The organism is Methylobacterium sp. GC_Met_2 (assembly GCF_026540795.1).
Taxonomy (GTDB): domain Bacteria; phylum Pseudomonadota; class Alphaproteobacteria; order Rhizobiales; family Beijerinckiaceae; genus Methylobacterium.
Window position 1 is genome coordinate 18,386 of sequence record NZ_JALNUM010000073.1, and the last position, 14,756, is coordinate 33,141.

Annotated in this window: 15 protein-coding genes; 2 read left to right on the top strand and 13 right to left on the bottom strand. The window is 68.8% G+C overall.

Going from position 1 to position 14,756, the window contains the following annotated elements:
- Positions 1-7: 7 nt before the first annotated feature.
- From OXS49_RS21750 to OXS49_RS21770, 5 genes are all read right to left on the bottom strand, one after another.
- Positions 8-622, bottom strand: a complete 615-nt coding sequence (locus OXS49_RS21750; protein ID WP_244008247.1) for a DUF2147 domain-containing protein — start codon at positions 620-622, stop codon at positions 8-10.
- A gap of 196 nt (positions 623-818) precedes the next feature.
- On the bottom strand, positions 819-1,349 hold the full coding sequence (locus OXS49_RS21755; protein ID WP_267426659.1) for a GNAT family N-acetyltransferase: 531 nt from the start codon (positions 1,347-1,349) through the stop codon (positions 819-821).
- 603 nt (positions 1,350-1,952) lie between these two features.
- The gene (locus tag OXS49_RS21760; RefSeq protein WP_267426660.1) at positions 1,953-2,153 is read right to left on the bottom strand and encodes a hypothetical protein; all 201 of its coding nucleotides are present in this window, start codon (positions 2,151-2,153) and stop codon (positions 1,953-1,955) included.
- A gap of 96 nt (positions 2,154-2,249) precedes the next feature.
- Entirely contained in the window at positions 2,250-3,353 is a 1,104-nt protein-coding gene (locus OXS49_RS21765; protein WP_267426661.1) for a helix-turn-helix transcriptional regulator, read from the bottom strand.
- Positions 3,354-3,701: 348 nt separating this feature from the next.
- Entirely contained in the window at positions 3,702-5,015 is a 1,314-nt protein-coding gene (locus OXS49_RS21770; protein WP_267426662.1) for an MFS transporter, read from the bottom strand.
- A gap of 182 nt (positions 5,016-5,197) precedes the next feature.
- Between OXS49_RS21770 and OXS49_RS21775 the strand changes: the two genes are divergently transcribed.
- Positions 5,198-6,349, top strand: coding sequence for a dimethylmenaquinone methyltransferase (locus tag OXS49_RS21775; protein ID WP_243998653.1), 1,152 nt, complete (start codon positions 5,198-5,200; stop codon positions 6,347-6,349).
- A 96-nt stretch (positions 6,350-6,445) separates the two neighbouring features.
- Here OXS49_RS21775 and OXS49_RS21780 read toward each other — a convergent pair whose 3' ends face one another.
- Positions 6,446-6,643, bottom strand: a complete 198-nt coding sequence (locus OXS49_RS21780; RefSeq protein WP_267426663.1) for a DUF2283 domain-containing protein — start codon at positions 6,641-6,643, stop codon at positions 6,446-6,448.
- Between the two features lie 267 nt (positions 6,644-6,910).
- On the opposite strand from OXS49_RS21780, the gene OXS49_RS21785 reads away from it, so the two are divergent.
- Positions 6,911-8,098, top strand: a complete 1,188-nt coding sequence (locus tag OXS49_RS21785) for an MFS transporter (protein WP_267426664.1) — start codon at positions 6,911-6,913, stop codon at positions 8,096-8,098.
- Here OXS49_RS21785 and lptB read toward each other — a convergent pair.
- From lptB to OXS49_RS21820, 7 genes are all read right to left on the bottom strand, one after another.
- Positions 8,088-8,882 carry an LPS export ABC transporter ATP-binding protein gene (gene lptB / locus OXS49_RS21790; protein WP_243998672.1) on the bottom strand — a complete coding sequence of 265 codons (795 nt, stop codon included), beginning with the start codon at positions 8,880-8,882 and terminating at the stop codon, positions 8,088-8,090. The genes OXS49_RS21785 and lptB overlap by 11 nt on opposite strands.
- Before the next feature lie 65 nt (positions 8,883-8,947).
- On the bottom strand, positions 8,948-9,613 hold the full coding sequence (locus OXS49_RS21795; RefSeq protein ID WP_267426665.1) for an LptA/OstA family protein: 666 nt from the start codon (positions 9,611-9,613) through the stop codon (positions 8,948-8,950).
- Positions 9,610-10,329, bottom strand: coding sequence for an LPS export ABC transporter periplasmic protein LptC (gene lptC, locus OXS49_RS21800; protein WP_243998662.1), 720 nt, complete (start codon positions 10,327-10,329; stop codon positions 9,610-9,612). The genes OXS49_RS21795 and lptC overlap by 4 nt, the downstream gene beginning before the upstream one ends.
- 213 nt (positions 10,330-10,542) lie before the next feature.
- Positions 10,543-12,375: a molecular chaperone HtpG gene (gene htpG, locus OXS49_RS21805; RefSeq protein ID WP_267426667.1), complete on the bottom strand. Its 1,833-nt coding sequence runs from the start codon at positions 12,373-12,375 to the stop codon at positions 10,543-10,545.
- A 103-nt stretch (positions 12,376-12,478) separates the two neighbouring features.
- On the bottom strand, positions 12,479-13,021 hold the full coding sequence (locus OXS49_RS21810; protein ID WP_267426668.1) for a DUF2442 domain-containing protein: 543 nt from the start codon (positions 13,019-13,021) through the stop codon (positions 12,479-12,481).
- 10 nt (positions 13,022-13,031) lie between these two features.
- The gene (locus OXS49_RS21815; protein WP_267426670.1) at positions 13,032-13,241 is read right to left on the bottom strand and encodes a DUF4160 domain-containing protein; all 210 of its coding nucleotides are present in this window, start codon (positions 13,239-13,241) and stop codon (positions 13,032-13,034) included.
- Positions 13,242-13,319: 78 nt separating this feature from the next.
- Positions 13,320-14,756 (bottom strand): KUP/HAK/KT family potassium transporter (locus OXS49_RS21820; protein ID WP_267426671.1); only part of this gene is annotated, 1,437 nt, incomplete at its 5' end.

Here is a 14,756-nt window from a genome sequence, read left to right on the forward strand (position 1 = left end):
GCCCGGCTCACTCCTGAGCCGGTGCCGCGGGCTTCGGGGCTGCGGGCTTTGCGCCCGCCTTCGCGGTCGGCTTCGCGCCGGCGGCGGAGGTCGCGTATTCCGGGTCGCTGTGCGGGCCGTTCGGACCGTTGGTCGGCCCGGGGAGCTGCCCCGCCACGAGATCGGTCACCTTGGTCCAGGTCTGCGACTTGCACAGGAAGGCGATCAGGCAGCCGCGGACCGTCAGCTCACCCGGCGCATCCGTCCAGATGGTGACGTCGTACGACTTGCCGTCCTCCGAATTGTAGATCTTACCCTCGTAATGGGCGTCGGCGTTCGGCTTCAGGCCCAGGATCAGCTGGTGGCCGAGCGACGGCCGCGCCTGCTTCTTCGGATCGGGATTCTTGAAGTCGATCCGCGGCTCGCCCTTGTCGTTGAGCGGGACCTTCAGCCACACCACATAGCCGCACAGGCGGTCTGCCGCCGTCCCGCACTTCTCAAGGCGAACGCGGGCGCGCCCGTCCTCCGTAAGATACGTGCCGCTCGGATCGGCCGGGGTCGCGGCCTGCGCAGCGCCTGCGAGCGCGGACAGCGCCAGGATCGCGAGCGGCGCAACACGGCGACCGATCGATGAAAACCGCATTCCCGAACTCCTCTATACCGCGGGCCGCCGTCAGATCCGGACCGCTTGCGTGAAGGAAGGCTCTCCCCTCACGTCATCGCGCGCACCGGGCCGAACGCCGGGTGGCATGCGCCTCTGACCCGCCCTGTCCCGCGCGAAGTTGTCCGCATCATGACAGGACAGCCCACGGCTGAAGTCGGCGAGCGAGATGTCGCCTCTACGCGCGCGTCGGCGGCGTGTCGCGGGCTGGGCCCAGCGGCCGCTGCATGAGCGTGACATCGAGCCAGCGCCCGTGCTTGTACCCGACCGCCTCCAACGTGCCGACCGGCCTGAACCCGAGGCGCACATGCAAGGCCGTTGAGGCGGTCGAGCCGCTCTCGGCGATGATTGCGACGATGGCCCGGCAGTCGATTCGCTCGCAATCAGCGATGAGGGCTTCGAGCAAGGAGCGGCCGATGCCGCCGCCCCGGGCCGTACGTGCCACGTAGATCGAATCCTCCACGGTGGACTGGTAGGCCGCGCGCTGGTGATAGGGGCCGGCATAGGCATAGCCCGCGACCGCCCCGTCCCGGACGGCGACCAGATAGGGATAGCCGCCGTCGCGCAGGACGGTGAAGCGCCGGGTCATCTCGTCGAGCGTGGGCGGATCCGTCTCGAAACTAGCCGTGCTGGTGGTGACGGCGTCGCCGTAAATCGCCGTGATGGTCGGCAGATCGGCTTCGGTGGCGGGGCGTATCGCGTCGGTCATACGGTCTCAGCCTGATCCGAGAGCGTACCGGCAACGCGAAGGGTTACGCAACGGGTTTGCAAGCTCTGAGCCGCCGCGGGGGGACGCGCGGACGCAGCGGCCTGTGCTTTTACATGCCCCGTCGCGCAGCCCTGGTATGGCTGTCACAAGCCGTAGCACGTGCCGATACCGGCCGGACGCGCCCAGGGCGGCTCGAGCGGTGCCCGATCGCGTTGCACACGGTACACGACAGTGACGCCACCGTCGCCGAACAGGGCGCGGGTCCCCTCTCCCGTGCGGGAAAGGTCTGCTTTCGCAGAAAGCCGGGTGAGGCTTGAGACCTGTCCGGAAGAGGCATGCCGCGTCAGGGTTTCTAAGGTGCGCTCGATTTTGCGCGTTCTCAACCCTCACCCTAACCCTCGCCCGTTCGGGAGAAGGGGCAGGTCGCGCTTGTCGACCCGGGCGACAGACACTTGTCGTATCCCGAGCGCGTTGCAATCGAGCCCCACGCGAAGCCTGTGTCTTTGCGCACTCTCTTGCGCCGAACCGACATCCACTTCGGCGGAGAGCGCTCTGGCGTCCGATTCGCGGCCCGGATGCGCCGCGAACCGGAAGGCTTTGAGCTCAGCCCTGCTTGGCCTTCTTGTTGGCGTTGTGGTGGCCGACGGCGCAGCCCGCGGCGGCGCCCATCTTGCCGTGACCGGCCATATGCCCGGCAACGCCGCCGACCACGGCGCCCTTGAGGCAGCCCTTCGCCTCGGCCGGCGCGCCGGCCAGGACGGCGCCGATGGTCAGGGCGGAAATCAGTGCGATCCGATGGTTCATCGAGGTTTCTCCTAAACGTCGGAGTTGCAACGGCGCAGCGGGCAGGCCCGTTCCGTCCTCGACCGCGCACGCCGTCCCGCCCCGCGGGTGCCGGGATCAGCGCGCGAGCCCCGCCACCAGCCGGACGAGATCCGCCTGCCGGGTCGCACCGGTCTTGGCGAAGATCGCCTTCAGCTGCGAGCGGGCGGTCGCCGCCGCGATGGCGAACCGGGAAGCCGCCTCTGCGAGGGATTCCCCGCCGGACAGGGCCTGGGCAAGGCGCGCCTCCGCGGGGGTCAGCCGGTAGGCGGCCTGAAGGACAGACGTGGCGGGGACCGGCGTCGCCCCGGCCACGCGGCAAAGGAGGAGCGTCCGGCCCCCCGCGAACAGGCCCCGGCTCGGCCCGACCAGGGGCACGACATGGACCACGACCGGCTCCGCATCCCGGCGCGCCACCACGACGGCCGAGATCGGCGCCCGCCCGCACGGACGTGTCAGAGCCTCCAGCTGCCGTGCCGCGTCCGGATCCTCGGCGACGAGGCGTCCGCTGACGAGTTTCAGGTCGGGGCCGAGCAGCGCCGTGAACGCCGCATTCCAGCACAGCACCTTTCCCTCGGAATCGAGGACCAGAGCGGCGCGCTCGATCACGTCGAAGGCCTGGTTCAGGCCGGCGAGCCGGGCTTTCTCGACCATCAGGGTCAGCAGACCCGCCCGTCGCAGAAGCGGCGACAGGGTCGCCAGCCGCTGCTGCTCATGCGCTTCGTAGGGCCCCTGCGCCACCGTCCGCTGCAGCGACAGGCACCAGAGCCGGCCTTTCACCTCGAACCCGACGCCCGCGAACCAGCGCAAGCCGCAGGAGCCGAGTAGATCCTGATAGTAGGGTAGCCGCGCGATCTCGTCGGGGGAGGTGAAATCGAGATCGACCGTGACGCCGCGCGTGCGCAGCGTCGGCAGGCCGCGCAGGCGATGATCCTCCCGATGCCATCCTTCCTCGAAGTAGCGGCGCGCGGGCTCGGCCAGCGATTGGGTGCACAGCGCGTCGAGTCCGGTCCGGTCCGTGCGCAGGAGCAGCGCGCCGGCGCTGCCGGAGCTGCGCGCGGCCCGCTCGATCAGGTCGGGCCAGCGGCTCGCATCAAGGACCGCGTCTTCGAGATCCTCCTGGAATTTCGTCTCCAGATCGTCCCGCAATCGGGGGACGTCATCGCGTTCCAGGCCAGACATTCGACCGGCCTCCAGGGACACCTTATCTCCGAGCTCGACGCTCGAGATGCAAATGTACACACCCTGGGTCTCATTTCCATCAGAATTTATACAATATCCGTCAGATCGCAACGTTATTACAATATCGGATCGATCGAATACCGTTATTGGCGGACACAAAGGAGATCAGACGCGCGATTTGGTTCATGAATGCTGCCCGATCCCCCTCTGGGGGGGGATTTCGGCACCGGAGACGCTGACCGTTGAGACGCAACGATCAGGTTCCGCCGCGGAACGCGCGCGGCCATGCGGGATCAATCACCCCCCTCGCTGGAGGGCGCGTGGCGCGACCCGTTCGCCGAAGCAGGCCTACTCGGCGGGGTGCAGGCCGCCGACGAAGCCGTTCGCCGGAGCCTCCTCGGTGATCGGCTCCTGAATCAGCGTCCAGTACCCGAAGGCCGCCACCAGGGCGATCACCGCGCCGGTGATGAACGCCATGGAAAAGTGGCCCGTCCCGCCGACGATGAACCCGGTCACCATCGGCGCCAGGGCGCCGCCGATGTAGCCGCCGAAATTCTGCATCGCGCCCAGCGAGGCGGTGCAGCTCGCCGGCGCCGCCACCGACGCCATCGCCCAGGCAGCCGACGAACTCATGTAGACCAGGAACAGCGAGGCCGAGATGCTTGCGATGGCCAGCGTGTCGCTCGGTGTCAGGGCCGCCACCACGGTGAAGAACGCCGTCGCCACCAGGGACGCGGCCATCGGGATCTTGCGGCTGCGGATCGGATCGACGCCGCGGCGCACCAGCATGTCCACGACGCGGCCGCCCAGGATGCCGCCCATCACGCCGAACGCGAACGGGATCGAGCCGACGAGCCCGGTCTTCTGCAGGGTGAAGTGGCGCTCGATCTCCAGGTAGCTCGGCAGCCACGCGGTGTAGAGCCACGTCATGTAGATGCAGCCGAAGTAGCCGACGATCATCCCCCAGCTGGTGCGGAAGCCGAACAGCCGGCGCCATGCGCTCCAGGTGACGGAGCGGCTCGCATTCGGAGCGTCGCCCTCCTCCAAGAAGGCGCGCTCGGCCGGGGTCAGGTTCGACTCGCGCGGGTTGCGGAACACCGCGTAGACAAGAGCCGCGAGCACGAGCCCCGCCGCGCCCATGATCACGAACATCGCGCGCCAGCCGAAGCTGACCATCAGGAAGGTCAGCAGCGGCAGGGCCAGGAAGGTTCCGAGCGAGGAGGCACAGTTCCAGATCCCCGTGGCGGTGCCGCGCTGGCGGATGTTGAACCAGTCGCGGGAGACCCGGGCGCAGGTCGGGAAATGCGGCGCCTCGCCGAGTCCGAGCACGATGCGCGCGCTCACGAACTGCCAGAACGAGGTCACGGCGCCGCCCAGCATCTGGCCCAGCGACCAGCAGGTCAGGCCGAGGGTGAGCGTCAGGCGCGGGCCGAGCCGGTCCGCCAGGGCACCGGCCGGAAGCTGCGCGAAGGCGTAGGCCCACAGGAAGGCCGAGAGAAGCAGGCCCATATCGGGGATCGACAGGCCGAGATCCGCCCGGATCAGCGGATTGGCGACCGCCAGCGTCGCGCGGTCGACGTAGTTGACGACCCCGGCCGTCACCAGCAGCGCGAGCGAGACGGTCTGGATGCGCTTGACGCGCGGTGAAGCGGCCAGGGCCATGGCGTTTCTCCCGAATGACGGGCCCGTTCGGGGCTCCGGGACCGTCCGGTCATTTGCGACTCAATGACGGCCCACACGCATTCTGCACCGAACGCCGCCGGACGGAAGAGCCGTCGCCCCTCGCCTCCGGGGCTCCGCCGTCGTAGACCGTCCTCCTCCGTCACCGTCCGAGACAGCTCCGCGTGCGCCTGACCCAGATCACCCATCACGACCTCGACGGCTACGGCGCCTCGACGGTGGCGGCCGCCTGCGCCACGGTCGAGCGCGTCATTCATGTGCCGCGCTACAGCGATGTCGGCCCGGTCCTCGAGGACGAGGTCAAGCGCCTCGGCCGGGCGGCCGAGGGCGAGACCCTGCTGATGACCGACCTCGGCCTGGAGGAACAGACCATCGCGGGCCTCAAGAAGTTCGCCGCATTGAACCGGCGCCGCGATGAGGGTCGCAAGCACCGCCTCGTCGTCCTGGACCACCACGCCTCGTCCCTGGATCAGTTGCGTCGCCTCGGGCTGGACCCGTCCGCCGACGCGGCACGGCCCGGCCTCAACCGGGTCGACATGGAGGATCCGGAGATCGCGATCCTGATCGAGGAGGACATCTGCGCCACGCGGATGACCTTCGAGCATCGGGCCCTGTTCGCGACGCATGAGCCCCAGACCGACCTGACCAGCCTGCTCGCCGCGATCGACGCCGTCGATATCTGGCGCAAGGAAAGCCCCGCCTTCCGGGGCGGCCTGGCGCTCGACGAGATGTTCTGGGAGGCGGTGTCGAGCTTCGTGCCGGTGGGGCATCCCTGGCACGACCGGTTCGTGTCCGACATCCTGCTCGCCGCAGCCGAGACCCTGCGGACGGGGGCGAGCCCGGCCGCGCTCGAACAGCGCGCCACCGCGATCCGCACCGGGGTGGTCGAGGCCCTATTGCGCGACGCGCCGGACGACGATCCCGCGCTCACCACGCGCATGCGCCTCGCCCGGGCGCTCGCCCGCTCGGACGCGCTGTTCCGCCCGCTGAAGGACGGCACACTCCTATCCTTCGCCCTCGATTCCGGGACCTTCCAGCGGGTGTCCGACCTGATCATGGATGCCGGCCGGGCGACGCGCGTTGTGAACGTCCAGCGGATGGGCACGCTGTCGTTCCGCTCCAACAACGGCACGGCGCTCGACGGCGCCCGGCTGTTCCGCGGCGGCGGCCACCGGGACGCCGCGGGCGGCCGGCTCCAGAACGGCTCGGCTTTCTCGATGGCCGATGCCATCGCGCAGGTGGAACCGGTGCTGAACCCGGAGAAGCCCGCGGGCTCGGATAGCCCGTTCGCGGCGCTGAAGAACTGGAAGGGGTGATGTCGGCCGCGTTGGCCACCCATTTGGAGGAGCGCTTGCCCCTCGCGTCATGAGGGTTGGCGGAACGCCGCAGAGAAGGGGCGCTTCGCGATCGGCTCACGCCGCGTGAGGCTGATCCAGCACAGCCCCGGGCGCCACCTGCTCGCTGGCGTCGAGGATCTCGACGCCGACCATGCGGCCGTCCGCATCCAGATCCGTAACGAAACCGGGGCGGATTTCCTCGCTCTCGACCATGCACCTCCCGGCGAGGCGAATGTACAGCGCGTCAACGACGGGGCCGTACGCGGATTTCATCGCGTCTTCCTCCCGTCGCGCATACGACCTCGATCGAGCAAAGCCGTCATGATCAAGGCTTCCGCGCCGTCCTGAAGCGGCTCGTATACCACGCGCAGCACATGCTTCCTCGCATTCGGGTACGCGGACCGTTTCCACGGCCATTCCCCTCGCACCGCGAACACGGTTCCGCGGCCTTCCGACATTCTCTTGTCGCGCGCCAATCCGGACGTATCCTCAGCCCTCGCCGAGCGTGGCCGCTGTCCGGACCAAGAGACACCATCGTCCATGCGCCCCGCCCGCACGCGTATCCGCGTCCTCGCCATGGGCCAGATCATCGGCGGGGGCAGCGTCGGCCTCACGGCGGTCGTCGCACCCCTAGTGGCGGCCGATCTCGGGATGGACCTGGCCGCAGTCTTTGCCGGAAACGCAATTGTCTACGCCACCATGGGCATGTCCGCGCCGATCCTCGGGCATGCCTTTGTCCGATACGGCGCGCGGACCGTCATGACGGCCGGAAGCGCGCTGGCGGGTCCGGGCTTCGTCGCGCTGGCCCTGGCGGCTGGTCCGGTCTCGTATTGTGCGGCCTGGGCCGTCCTCGGCGTGGCCGTAAGCGCGATGCCGACCAATGCGGCCACCATCCTGCTGAACGAGATCGCCGGGCCCGGCGCCCGGCGGGACATCGCGGCGCTGATGCTGGCGACCGGCCTGTCGAGCAGCCTGTTCTGGCCAACCACGGCCTTCCTGACCGGTCTCGGTGGCTGGCGGGGCATCTGTCTCGTCTACGCGGCGGCGATGTGGTTCCTCTGCCTGCCCCTGTATCGGTGGGGCCTGCCGCCGCGCGCGGAACCCGCTGGCGGAATCGATCCGACGCCGGCTGTGCCCGAGCCGCAGCGGCCGACAAGCACGTTCCGGCTGATCGCCTGCGGGATCACCCTCGACGCATTCGTCACGTTCGGTCTCAGCGCCACGCTGATCGAGCTGCTCGTCGCCGAGGGCTTGAGCCGGCCCGACGCCATCGGCTACGGCGCGATGCTGGGTATCGTCCAGGTCGGTGCGCGGGGCATCGACTTCCTGGGCGGCGGCCGGTGGGACGGACTGACCAGCGGCGTGTTCGCCGGCGTCCTCGTGGTGACGGCGCTGCTCCTGCTCGCCGCAGGCGGCGGGACCACAGGCGCGGTCATGATGTTCATCCTGATCTACGGTCTCTGCAGCGGCGTCCTGGCGGTCGTACGTGCGACCCTGCCGCTCGCCTTCTACGACAAGTCCGCCTATGCGCGCGCCGCCTCGCGGATCGCGCTTCCCCTCAACCTCGTGACGGCGGCCGCCCCGCCGATCCTGGCGACGGTCCTCACGACGTTCGGCCGGGAGGCCGTCCTCCTGCTGACGGCCGGATGCGTGCTGATGGCGACGGCGACGTTCCTGGCGCTGAAACGCCGCCGCCCCGGCGCAGGCGTGCGGGCCGTCAGAGTTTGAAGTCCTCGCCGAGATACAGCCGCCGCGCCTCGGGGTTCGCCACGATCTCCTCGGGCGTGCCCTCGGTGAGGATGCGGCCGGAATGGGCGATGTAGGCGCGGTCGATCAGGCCCAGCGTCTCGCGGACGTTGTGGTCGGTGATCAGCACGCCGATGCCGCGCTGCTTCAGGTGCTTCACAAGATCCTGGATGTCGCCCACCGCGATCGGGTCGATGCCGGCAAAGGGCTCATCCAGCAGCATGAAGGTCGGCGAGGAGGCGAGCGCCCGGGCGATCTCGCAGCGCCGCCGCTCGCCGCCCGAGAGCGCGATCGAGGGCGACTTGCGCAGGCGGGCGATGTCGAACTCCTCCAGCAGGGAATCGAGCTTGCGTGCCCGCTCCTTGCGATCGGGCTCGGCCACCTCCAGCACGGCGCGGATGTTGTCCTCGACGCTCAGGCCCCGGAAGATCGAGGCCTCCTGCGGCAGGTAGCCGATGCCGAGACGCGCCCGCTGGTACATGGGCAGATGGGTGATCGGGAGGCCGTCCAGGGTGATGTCGCCGCGATCGGCCGCCACCAGCCCGGTGATCATGTAGAAGATCGTGGTCTTGCCGGCGCCGTTCGGTCCGAGCAGCCCGACCGCCTCGCCGGTGCGGACGGTCAGTCCCGCCTCGTGGACCACGGTTCGGGCACCGTAGCTCTTGCGCAGGCCGCGCACGCAGAGGATGCCGGGGCCGCCGTCATCCGCCGCGGACAAGTCCGCAGGCCCGGCGCCCTCCGGCTGGCGCGCCTGTCGGCCGAACAGGCGCCCGAGCCAGCCTGCCCGGGTCGCCGGCTCCTGCGGACCGGCCTGGAACGCCACGGCGCCGCTCAATCGACCTGCGCCTTCGGCTTGGGCGGCGGCTGCGCGCAGCCCTTCGCCTTGCCGTCCTTGCCATCGGCCTTCTCGCCCGGCACGAACAGGGCCGAGACGCGACCGCCCGCGACCGGGTCCATGTTGGCCCGGCCGCTATTCATGTCGTAGACCAGCCGCTGGCCGCGGGTGACGTTCTGGCACTGGCTCAGCACGACATTGCCGGTCAGCACGATACGCTTGGCATCCTGATCGAACACCGCGTGGTCGCCGGTGGCGACCTGATCCTTCTGCACCACCGTCACCGGGCCGGCGCAGTCGACCTTCTGGATGCCGTTCTCGGCCGGGTTCCGCGGGGCTGCCGCCTCGGCGCTTTCGTCCTTGACCGCGCCCTTGGCGTCCTTGCCGGGCGTATCCTTGCCGCGCTTGTACGTGACCGTCATGGTCGAGCACCGGATCGTGCTGTCGCCCTGAACGGCCACGACGTTGCCGGCGAAGACCGCCTTGTTCTCGCGGTCGAACACATCGAGTCGGTCGGCGTCGATCTTGATCGGATCCTTGCCGCTGCCGCCGATATTGCCGAACGGCGAATCCTTGCGCGCCACCGGCTTCTCGGCCAGCGCCGGACCGCCCAGGACCAGCCCGGACGCCAGGACGGCGAAGAGGATGCGGAGCACGCTCACCGGGCATCCTCCGCCGGCCGCGCGTCCGAGGTCTGAATGCGCAGGGCGGCCTTATCGGCCTGATCCTCGTTCACGATGACCACATGGACGTTGCCGACGAACGAGATCCGCTTGCCGCTCTCGACCACGTCGAGGGTGTCGGCGTTCACGGTGGCGCGCGAACTCGACACGGTCACCGGCTCCAGCGACGTGATCGCTCCGGTCTTGAACGTTACGGCGGCCGAGCGCAGCCGCGCCTCCTCGCCCTTGTCGGTCCAGATTCGGATGTCGTCCTTGAGGTCGAGGGCCTCGCGGGCGCTGTCGAACAGGCCAGAGGCGGCCGACAAGCGGGCGATGCCGCCCTGGTCGTCGGTGGCGATGTGGCCGCGCATGTGCTGCAGCTCGATCAGGCTCGGCTTGCGCACATCTTGCAGGGCGGCGTCCGCCGTCACCTCGTAGCCGCGGGTGCCCTGGCGGAACCCCGCGAGCCGCGGATTCTCCATGCGTACCTTCGAGCCGGCGAGCGTCACGGCGCCGACCGTGACACCGGGCAGATGGGCCGCGAAGGGATTGAACAGGTAGGCCAGCAGAAGCGCCACCGCGCCGCCGGCGGCCACCGGGATCAGCCGGCGCATCGTGCGCACGCGACCGCTGTGGCGGTACGCCCGGGCGTGAGCCCGGGTTCGCGCCGCCGCGACCGCCTGTCTGGTGCCGGCTTCAGCCTCGACCGGGTTCATGCAGCGTCCGTGAGGCGCGGCGGGCCGCGCGCGAAAGGGATCGGATCAGACGCCTGCGGCCCCCACCGCGCCCGCGCCAGCGACCGGGCAATGCTCCCGGCCAGTGGCGAAGTTATGGCTTGACCATTTCCGTTTGATCAACCGAACTTATCACCGTCCTCGCGGCATGTGCGTAGACACACGCCGCGAGGCCCGCTGTTTGTCCCACCGCACCTACGCGGAGTGCGCTGCCGCCAGCGCCGCCGCCACCGTGCGGGCGAAGGCCGCCGGGTCGCGCGGGCTGTCGCCATCCTGGATGCGGGCGAGGTCGAGCAACGTGCCGGCGGCCTGCGGCACCTCCGATTCGGGCGCGGCGGCCAGGGCGCGAATCAGCGGGTGGCGCGGATTGATCTCCAGCACCGGTTGACCGGCGCCGGTGCGTCCCGCCCGGCGCATCAAGCGCTGCATCTGCAGATCGGGCCCACCGGTACCGGCCGAGAGCACCACGGCCGAATCGACCAGTCGGTCGGTGGTGCGCACGTCCGAGACCTCGGTGCCGAGCGCCATCTTCACGGCGGCGACGAAGGTATCGATGCCCTCGGGCGCCTCCGGCTGCTCACCTTCGAGCGCGAACTTTGAGAGGTCGAGCCCGCCCTTGGTGATGGAGCGGAGCGGCTTCTCGTCGAACGTGCCGAGTTGGTCCGGCCAGAAGGCGTCGACGTGGTCGGAGAGGAGCAGCACCTCAAGGCCGCGGGCCTTGAAGCCCTCAAGCTGGGGCGAGGATTTCAGCGCCTCGGCATCGTCGGCGACGAGGTAGTAGATCGCCTCCTGCCCGTCCTTCATCCGGGACACGTAGTCGGCGAGCGAGGTCCAGCCCTCTACCGCCGAGGAGCGGAAGCGCAGCAGCGGCGCGATCTCGCCCCTGCGCTCGAAGTCCTCGTAGATGCCCTCCTTCAGGACGGGACCGAAATTCTCCCAGAACGGCTGGTAGCCTTCGGCGTCCTTGGCCCGGTTGACGAGTTCGGACACGACGCGGCCGGTGACAGCCCGCCGGATCCGGGCGAGCGCCGGGGTCGATTGCAGCATCTCGCGCGAGACGTTGAGCGGCAGGTCCTCGGTATCGACCACGCCCTGAACGAAGCGCAGCCACGGCGGCAGCAATTCGGCCTCGTCGGTGATGAACATCCGCCGGACATGCAGGCGGACCTTGCTCTGCCGCTCGTTCTCGAGCGCCTGGAACGGCTTGGAACCCGGGATGAACAGCAACGCGGAGAAGTCGAGCTGCCCCTCGGCGCGCCAGTGCAGCGTCGCCCAGGGCTTGTCGAAGTTCATGCCCAGCGAGCGGTAGAACTCCTCGTACTGCTCCTCGGTCACCTCGGATTTCGGCTTGCGCCAGAGGGCAGTGCCCTGGTTGGCCGATTCGTCCTTGCCGTCGCGCACGATCGCGATCGGCACGGTGATGAAGTCGGCCCATTTCCGCACGAGGTGGTCGAGCCGGTAAGGCTCCAGATACTCGTCGGCATCCGCCTTGAGGTGTAGGACGATATCGGTGCCGGGCTCGGATCGCGTGGCCGGCTCCAGCGTATAATTGCCCTGCCCTTCCGAGGCCCAGGTCCAGGCCTCGTCGCTGCCGGCGCGGCGCGACGTGACCGTGACCCGGTCGGCCACCATGAAGGCCGAGTAGAAGCCGACGCCGAACTGGCCGATCAGGCTCGGCCGGTCCTCGGCCTTGGCGGATTCGAGCGTCTGCGAGAAGGCCCGCGTGCCGGAGCGCGCGATGGTGCCGAGATTGGCGGCGAGATCCTCCTTGGTCATGCCGATGCCGGCATCCGAGACCGTCAGAGTCCGCGCCTCCTTGTCGGGCGCGATGCGGACCTTGGCGTCCGGCGGCAGGGCGCTCGCCGCCGAGGTCAGGGCCTCGAACCGCCGCCGGTCCATGGCGTCGGCCGCGTTGGCGACCAGTTCGCGCAGGAAGATCTCGCGGTCGGAGTAGAGCGCGTGCACGACGAGGTCGAGGAGGCGTCCCACCTCAGCCCCGAATTCATGCCGCTCGATCGTCTCGCTCACGTGTGATGCCTCCGCTGTAGGGAAAACGCGCGGTGGCGATATGCTGGCGAACGCGGCCGTTTTCAATGCGAGGGGCGCGTGCAGCGCCGCGCTATCACGCGGTTCAGGACCGGCCTCGCTCACCCACGGCTCGGCCAGCCGAGGGACTGTCTTCGGTCCGGCTTCCAGATGTTAGAATTTCGTCCAGCTGCCGGCAGGCCAGCGCGATGTAGCGCGGGATCTCCCGGTCCTTGGTGAAATAGGCGACGCGGCGGCGGGCGATCCCGAGTTGGGCCGCTGCCGCATCGAGCGTCAGGTCGTTGCGCCGTAGGAAATCAGAGAACTCCGCGTTCGTCATCGCTGCGGCTGCCAGATCCTCGATCGTCTCGGCACCGATCTCAAGGTCGTCGTGGCCGTCCCATCGGATCGATCCCCCCCAGGCGCCGAGCCGCACCGCGTCGAACGCGACAGTCCCGTCCCGAAGGGGGCGGAAAACCTTGAAGGTGAAAATGACCGGTGCGAGATCGACTTTGTCGGTGCATCCGAGCCGGGTACCGCCCGCCCAGGTCACCAACACCGTAAAGGGACCATCCGCGACGGTTACGCTCGCCAGCTTGGGCAAGGGCTCTCCCACAGTTACGATCGCGTCGGCCTCATCCACGCTCATTGAGGCGCCTTCACTCCGCCATCAGGGCTTCGGTCTGTCCAGCTGCCCAATCCACGACTTCGGCGAGGGCACGTCGCGTGTAGGTTCCCCGGATGACCTGCAACGTGCAGATCTCGATCAACGCGTGGAAGTCGGGACCGATCATGTGAAAGTGCGGCGGGCTATGATCGCGCGAGCGCACTTCGATCCGAAAACCATCGAAGCGGTAGAACGTGGGCACGGCCTATCAACCGGACTTCGACCCTTGGAGAGTAGTGCACGACGTGCACTCGATCAACGGCGGGGCATGTGCCTCCGATCAGATTTCGATCTCCGTCCCCACCTCGACGATCTGTCGGGTCGGCAGGCCGAAATGGGCGCCGGTGCGCTCGGCGTTGCGCTTCATGAAGGCGAACAGGCCCTCCCGCCACGGCGCCATACCGGGTTGGGTCGGTGATGGGATCACCACCTCGTGGCCCACGAAATACGTCATGTCCTCCAGATATTCCGGCGGCAGCAGGCCGCTCGCCACGGCGCAGTGCAGCCCCTCGGGGATCGAGGCGGTCTGCATGAAGCCGTAGCGCAGCACGACGCGCTCCATCCCGGGCGTGTATTTCGAGATCGCCTTGCGGATCCCCTGCGCCACCAGGGTCACCTGCGCCCGCTCGCGCGCGGGAATGACCGGCTCCTCCTCGTAGATCACGGTGATCAGCAGGATTCGCTCATGCAGGCACCGGCTGCGCTCGATCAGCCGGCCGAGCGCCATCGGGATGCCCTCGGTGGCGGCGGTGAGGAAGGCGGCGGTCCCGGGCAGCGTCACCGGCGGGTGCGAACCGAGGCGGGACAGGAACGTCGCCTCCGACATGCGCATGGTCTGCCGGACAGTTTCGAGGACGTGGTTGCCCTTCATCCAGGTCAGCATCAGGAAAGCGACCGCGCCGGCGAGCAGCAGCGGAAACCAGCCGCCCTCGAACAGCTTCACGCTGTTGGCGGCGAAGAAGATCGCGTCGATGACGAGGAAGAAACCGTTCACCGCGAAGACCAGAACGGGATTGTAGCCCCAGCGCAGCGCGATCAACGCGGCGAGCAGCGTGGTGATGCCCATCAGCGCCGAGACCGCGATGCCGTAGGCCCCGGCCAGCGCGTCGGAGGAGCCGAACACCACGACGGCGGTGAGCGTCGCGACGGCGAGCAGCCAGTTGACCGCCGGCACGTAGATCTGGCCGCGCTCGTCCTGATCGGTGTGGACCACCCGCATCATTGGCATGAAGCCGAGCTGGATCGATTGCTGGGTCAGCGAATAGACGCCCGAGATCACGGCCTGCGAGGCGATCACGGTCGCCATGGTGGCGAGCGCAACCAATGGATAATGCGCCCAATCCGGCGCCAGCAGATAGAACGGGTTCTCGATCGCACCCGGATCCACGATGAGTAGGGCGCCTTGGCCGCAATAGTGGATCAGCAGCGCGGGCAGGACCAGCGCGAACCACGCGAAGCGGATCGCAGGCGCACCGAAATGGCCCAGATCGGCGTACATCGCCTCGCCGCCCGTCACCGCCAGGAACGCCGCGCCGAGCATCAGGAAGCTGACGTGCCAGCCCGCGTGGATCAGGAAATCGACGGCCCGCCAGGGATTGGCCGCGGCGAGGATCTGCGGGGCGTGCAGGATGCTCGGGATGGCGAGCAGCATTAGCACCACGAACCAGACCAGCATGACCGGGCCGAACACCCGGCCGATGGCGGCCACGCCCTTGTG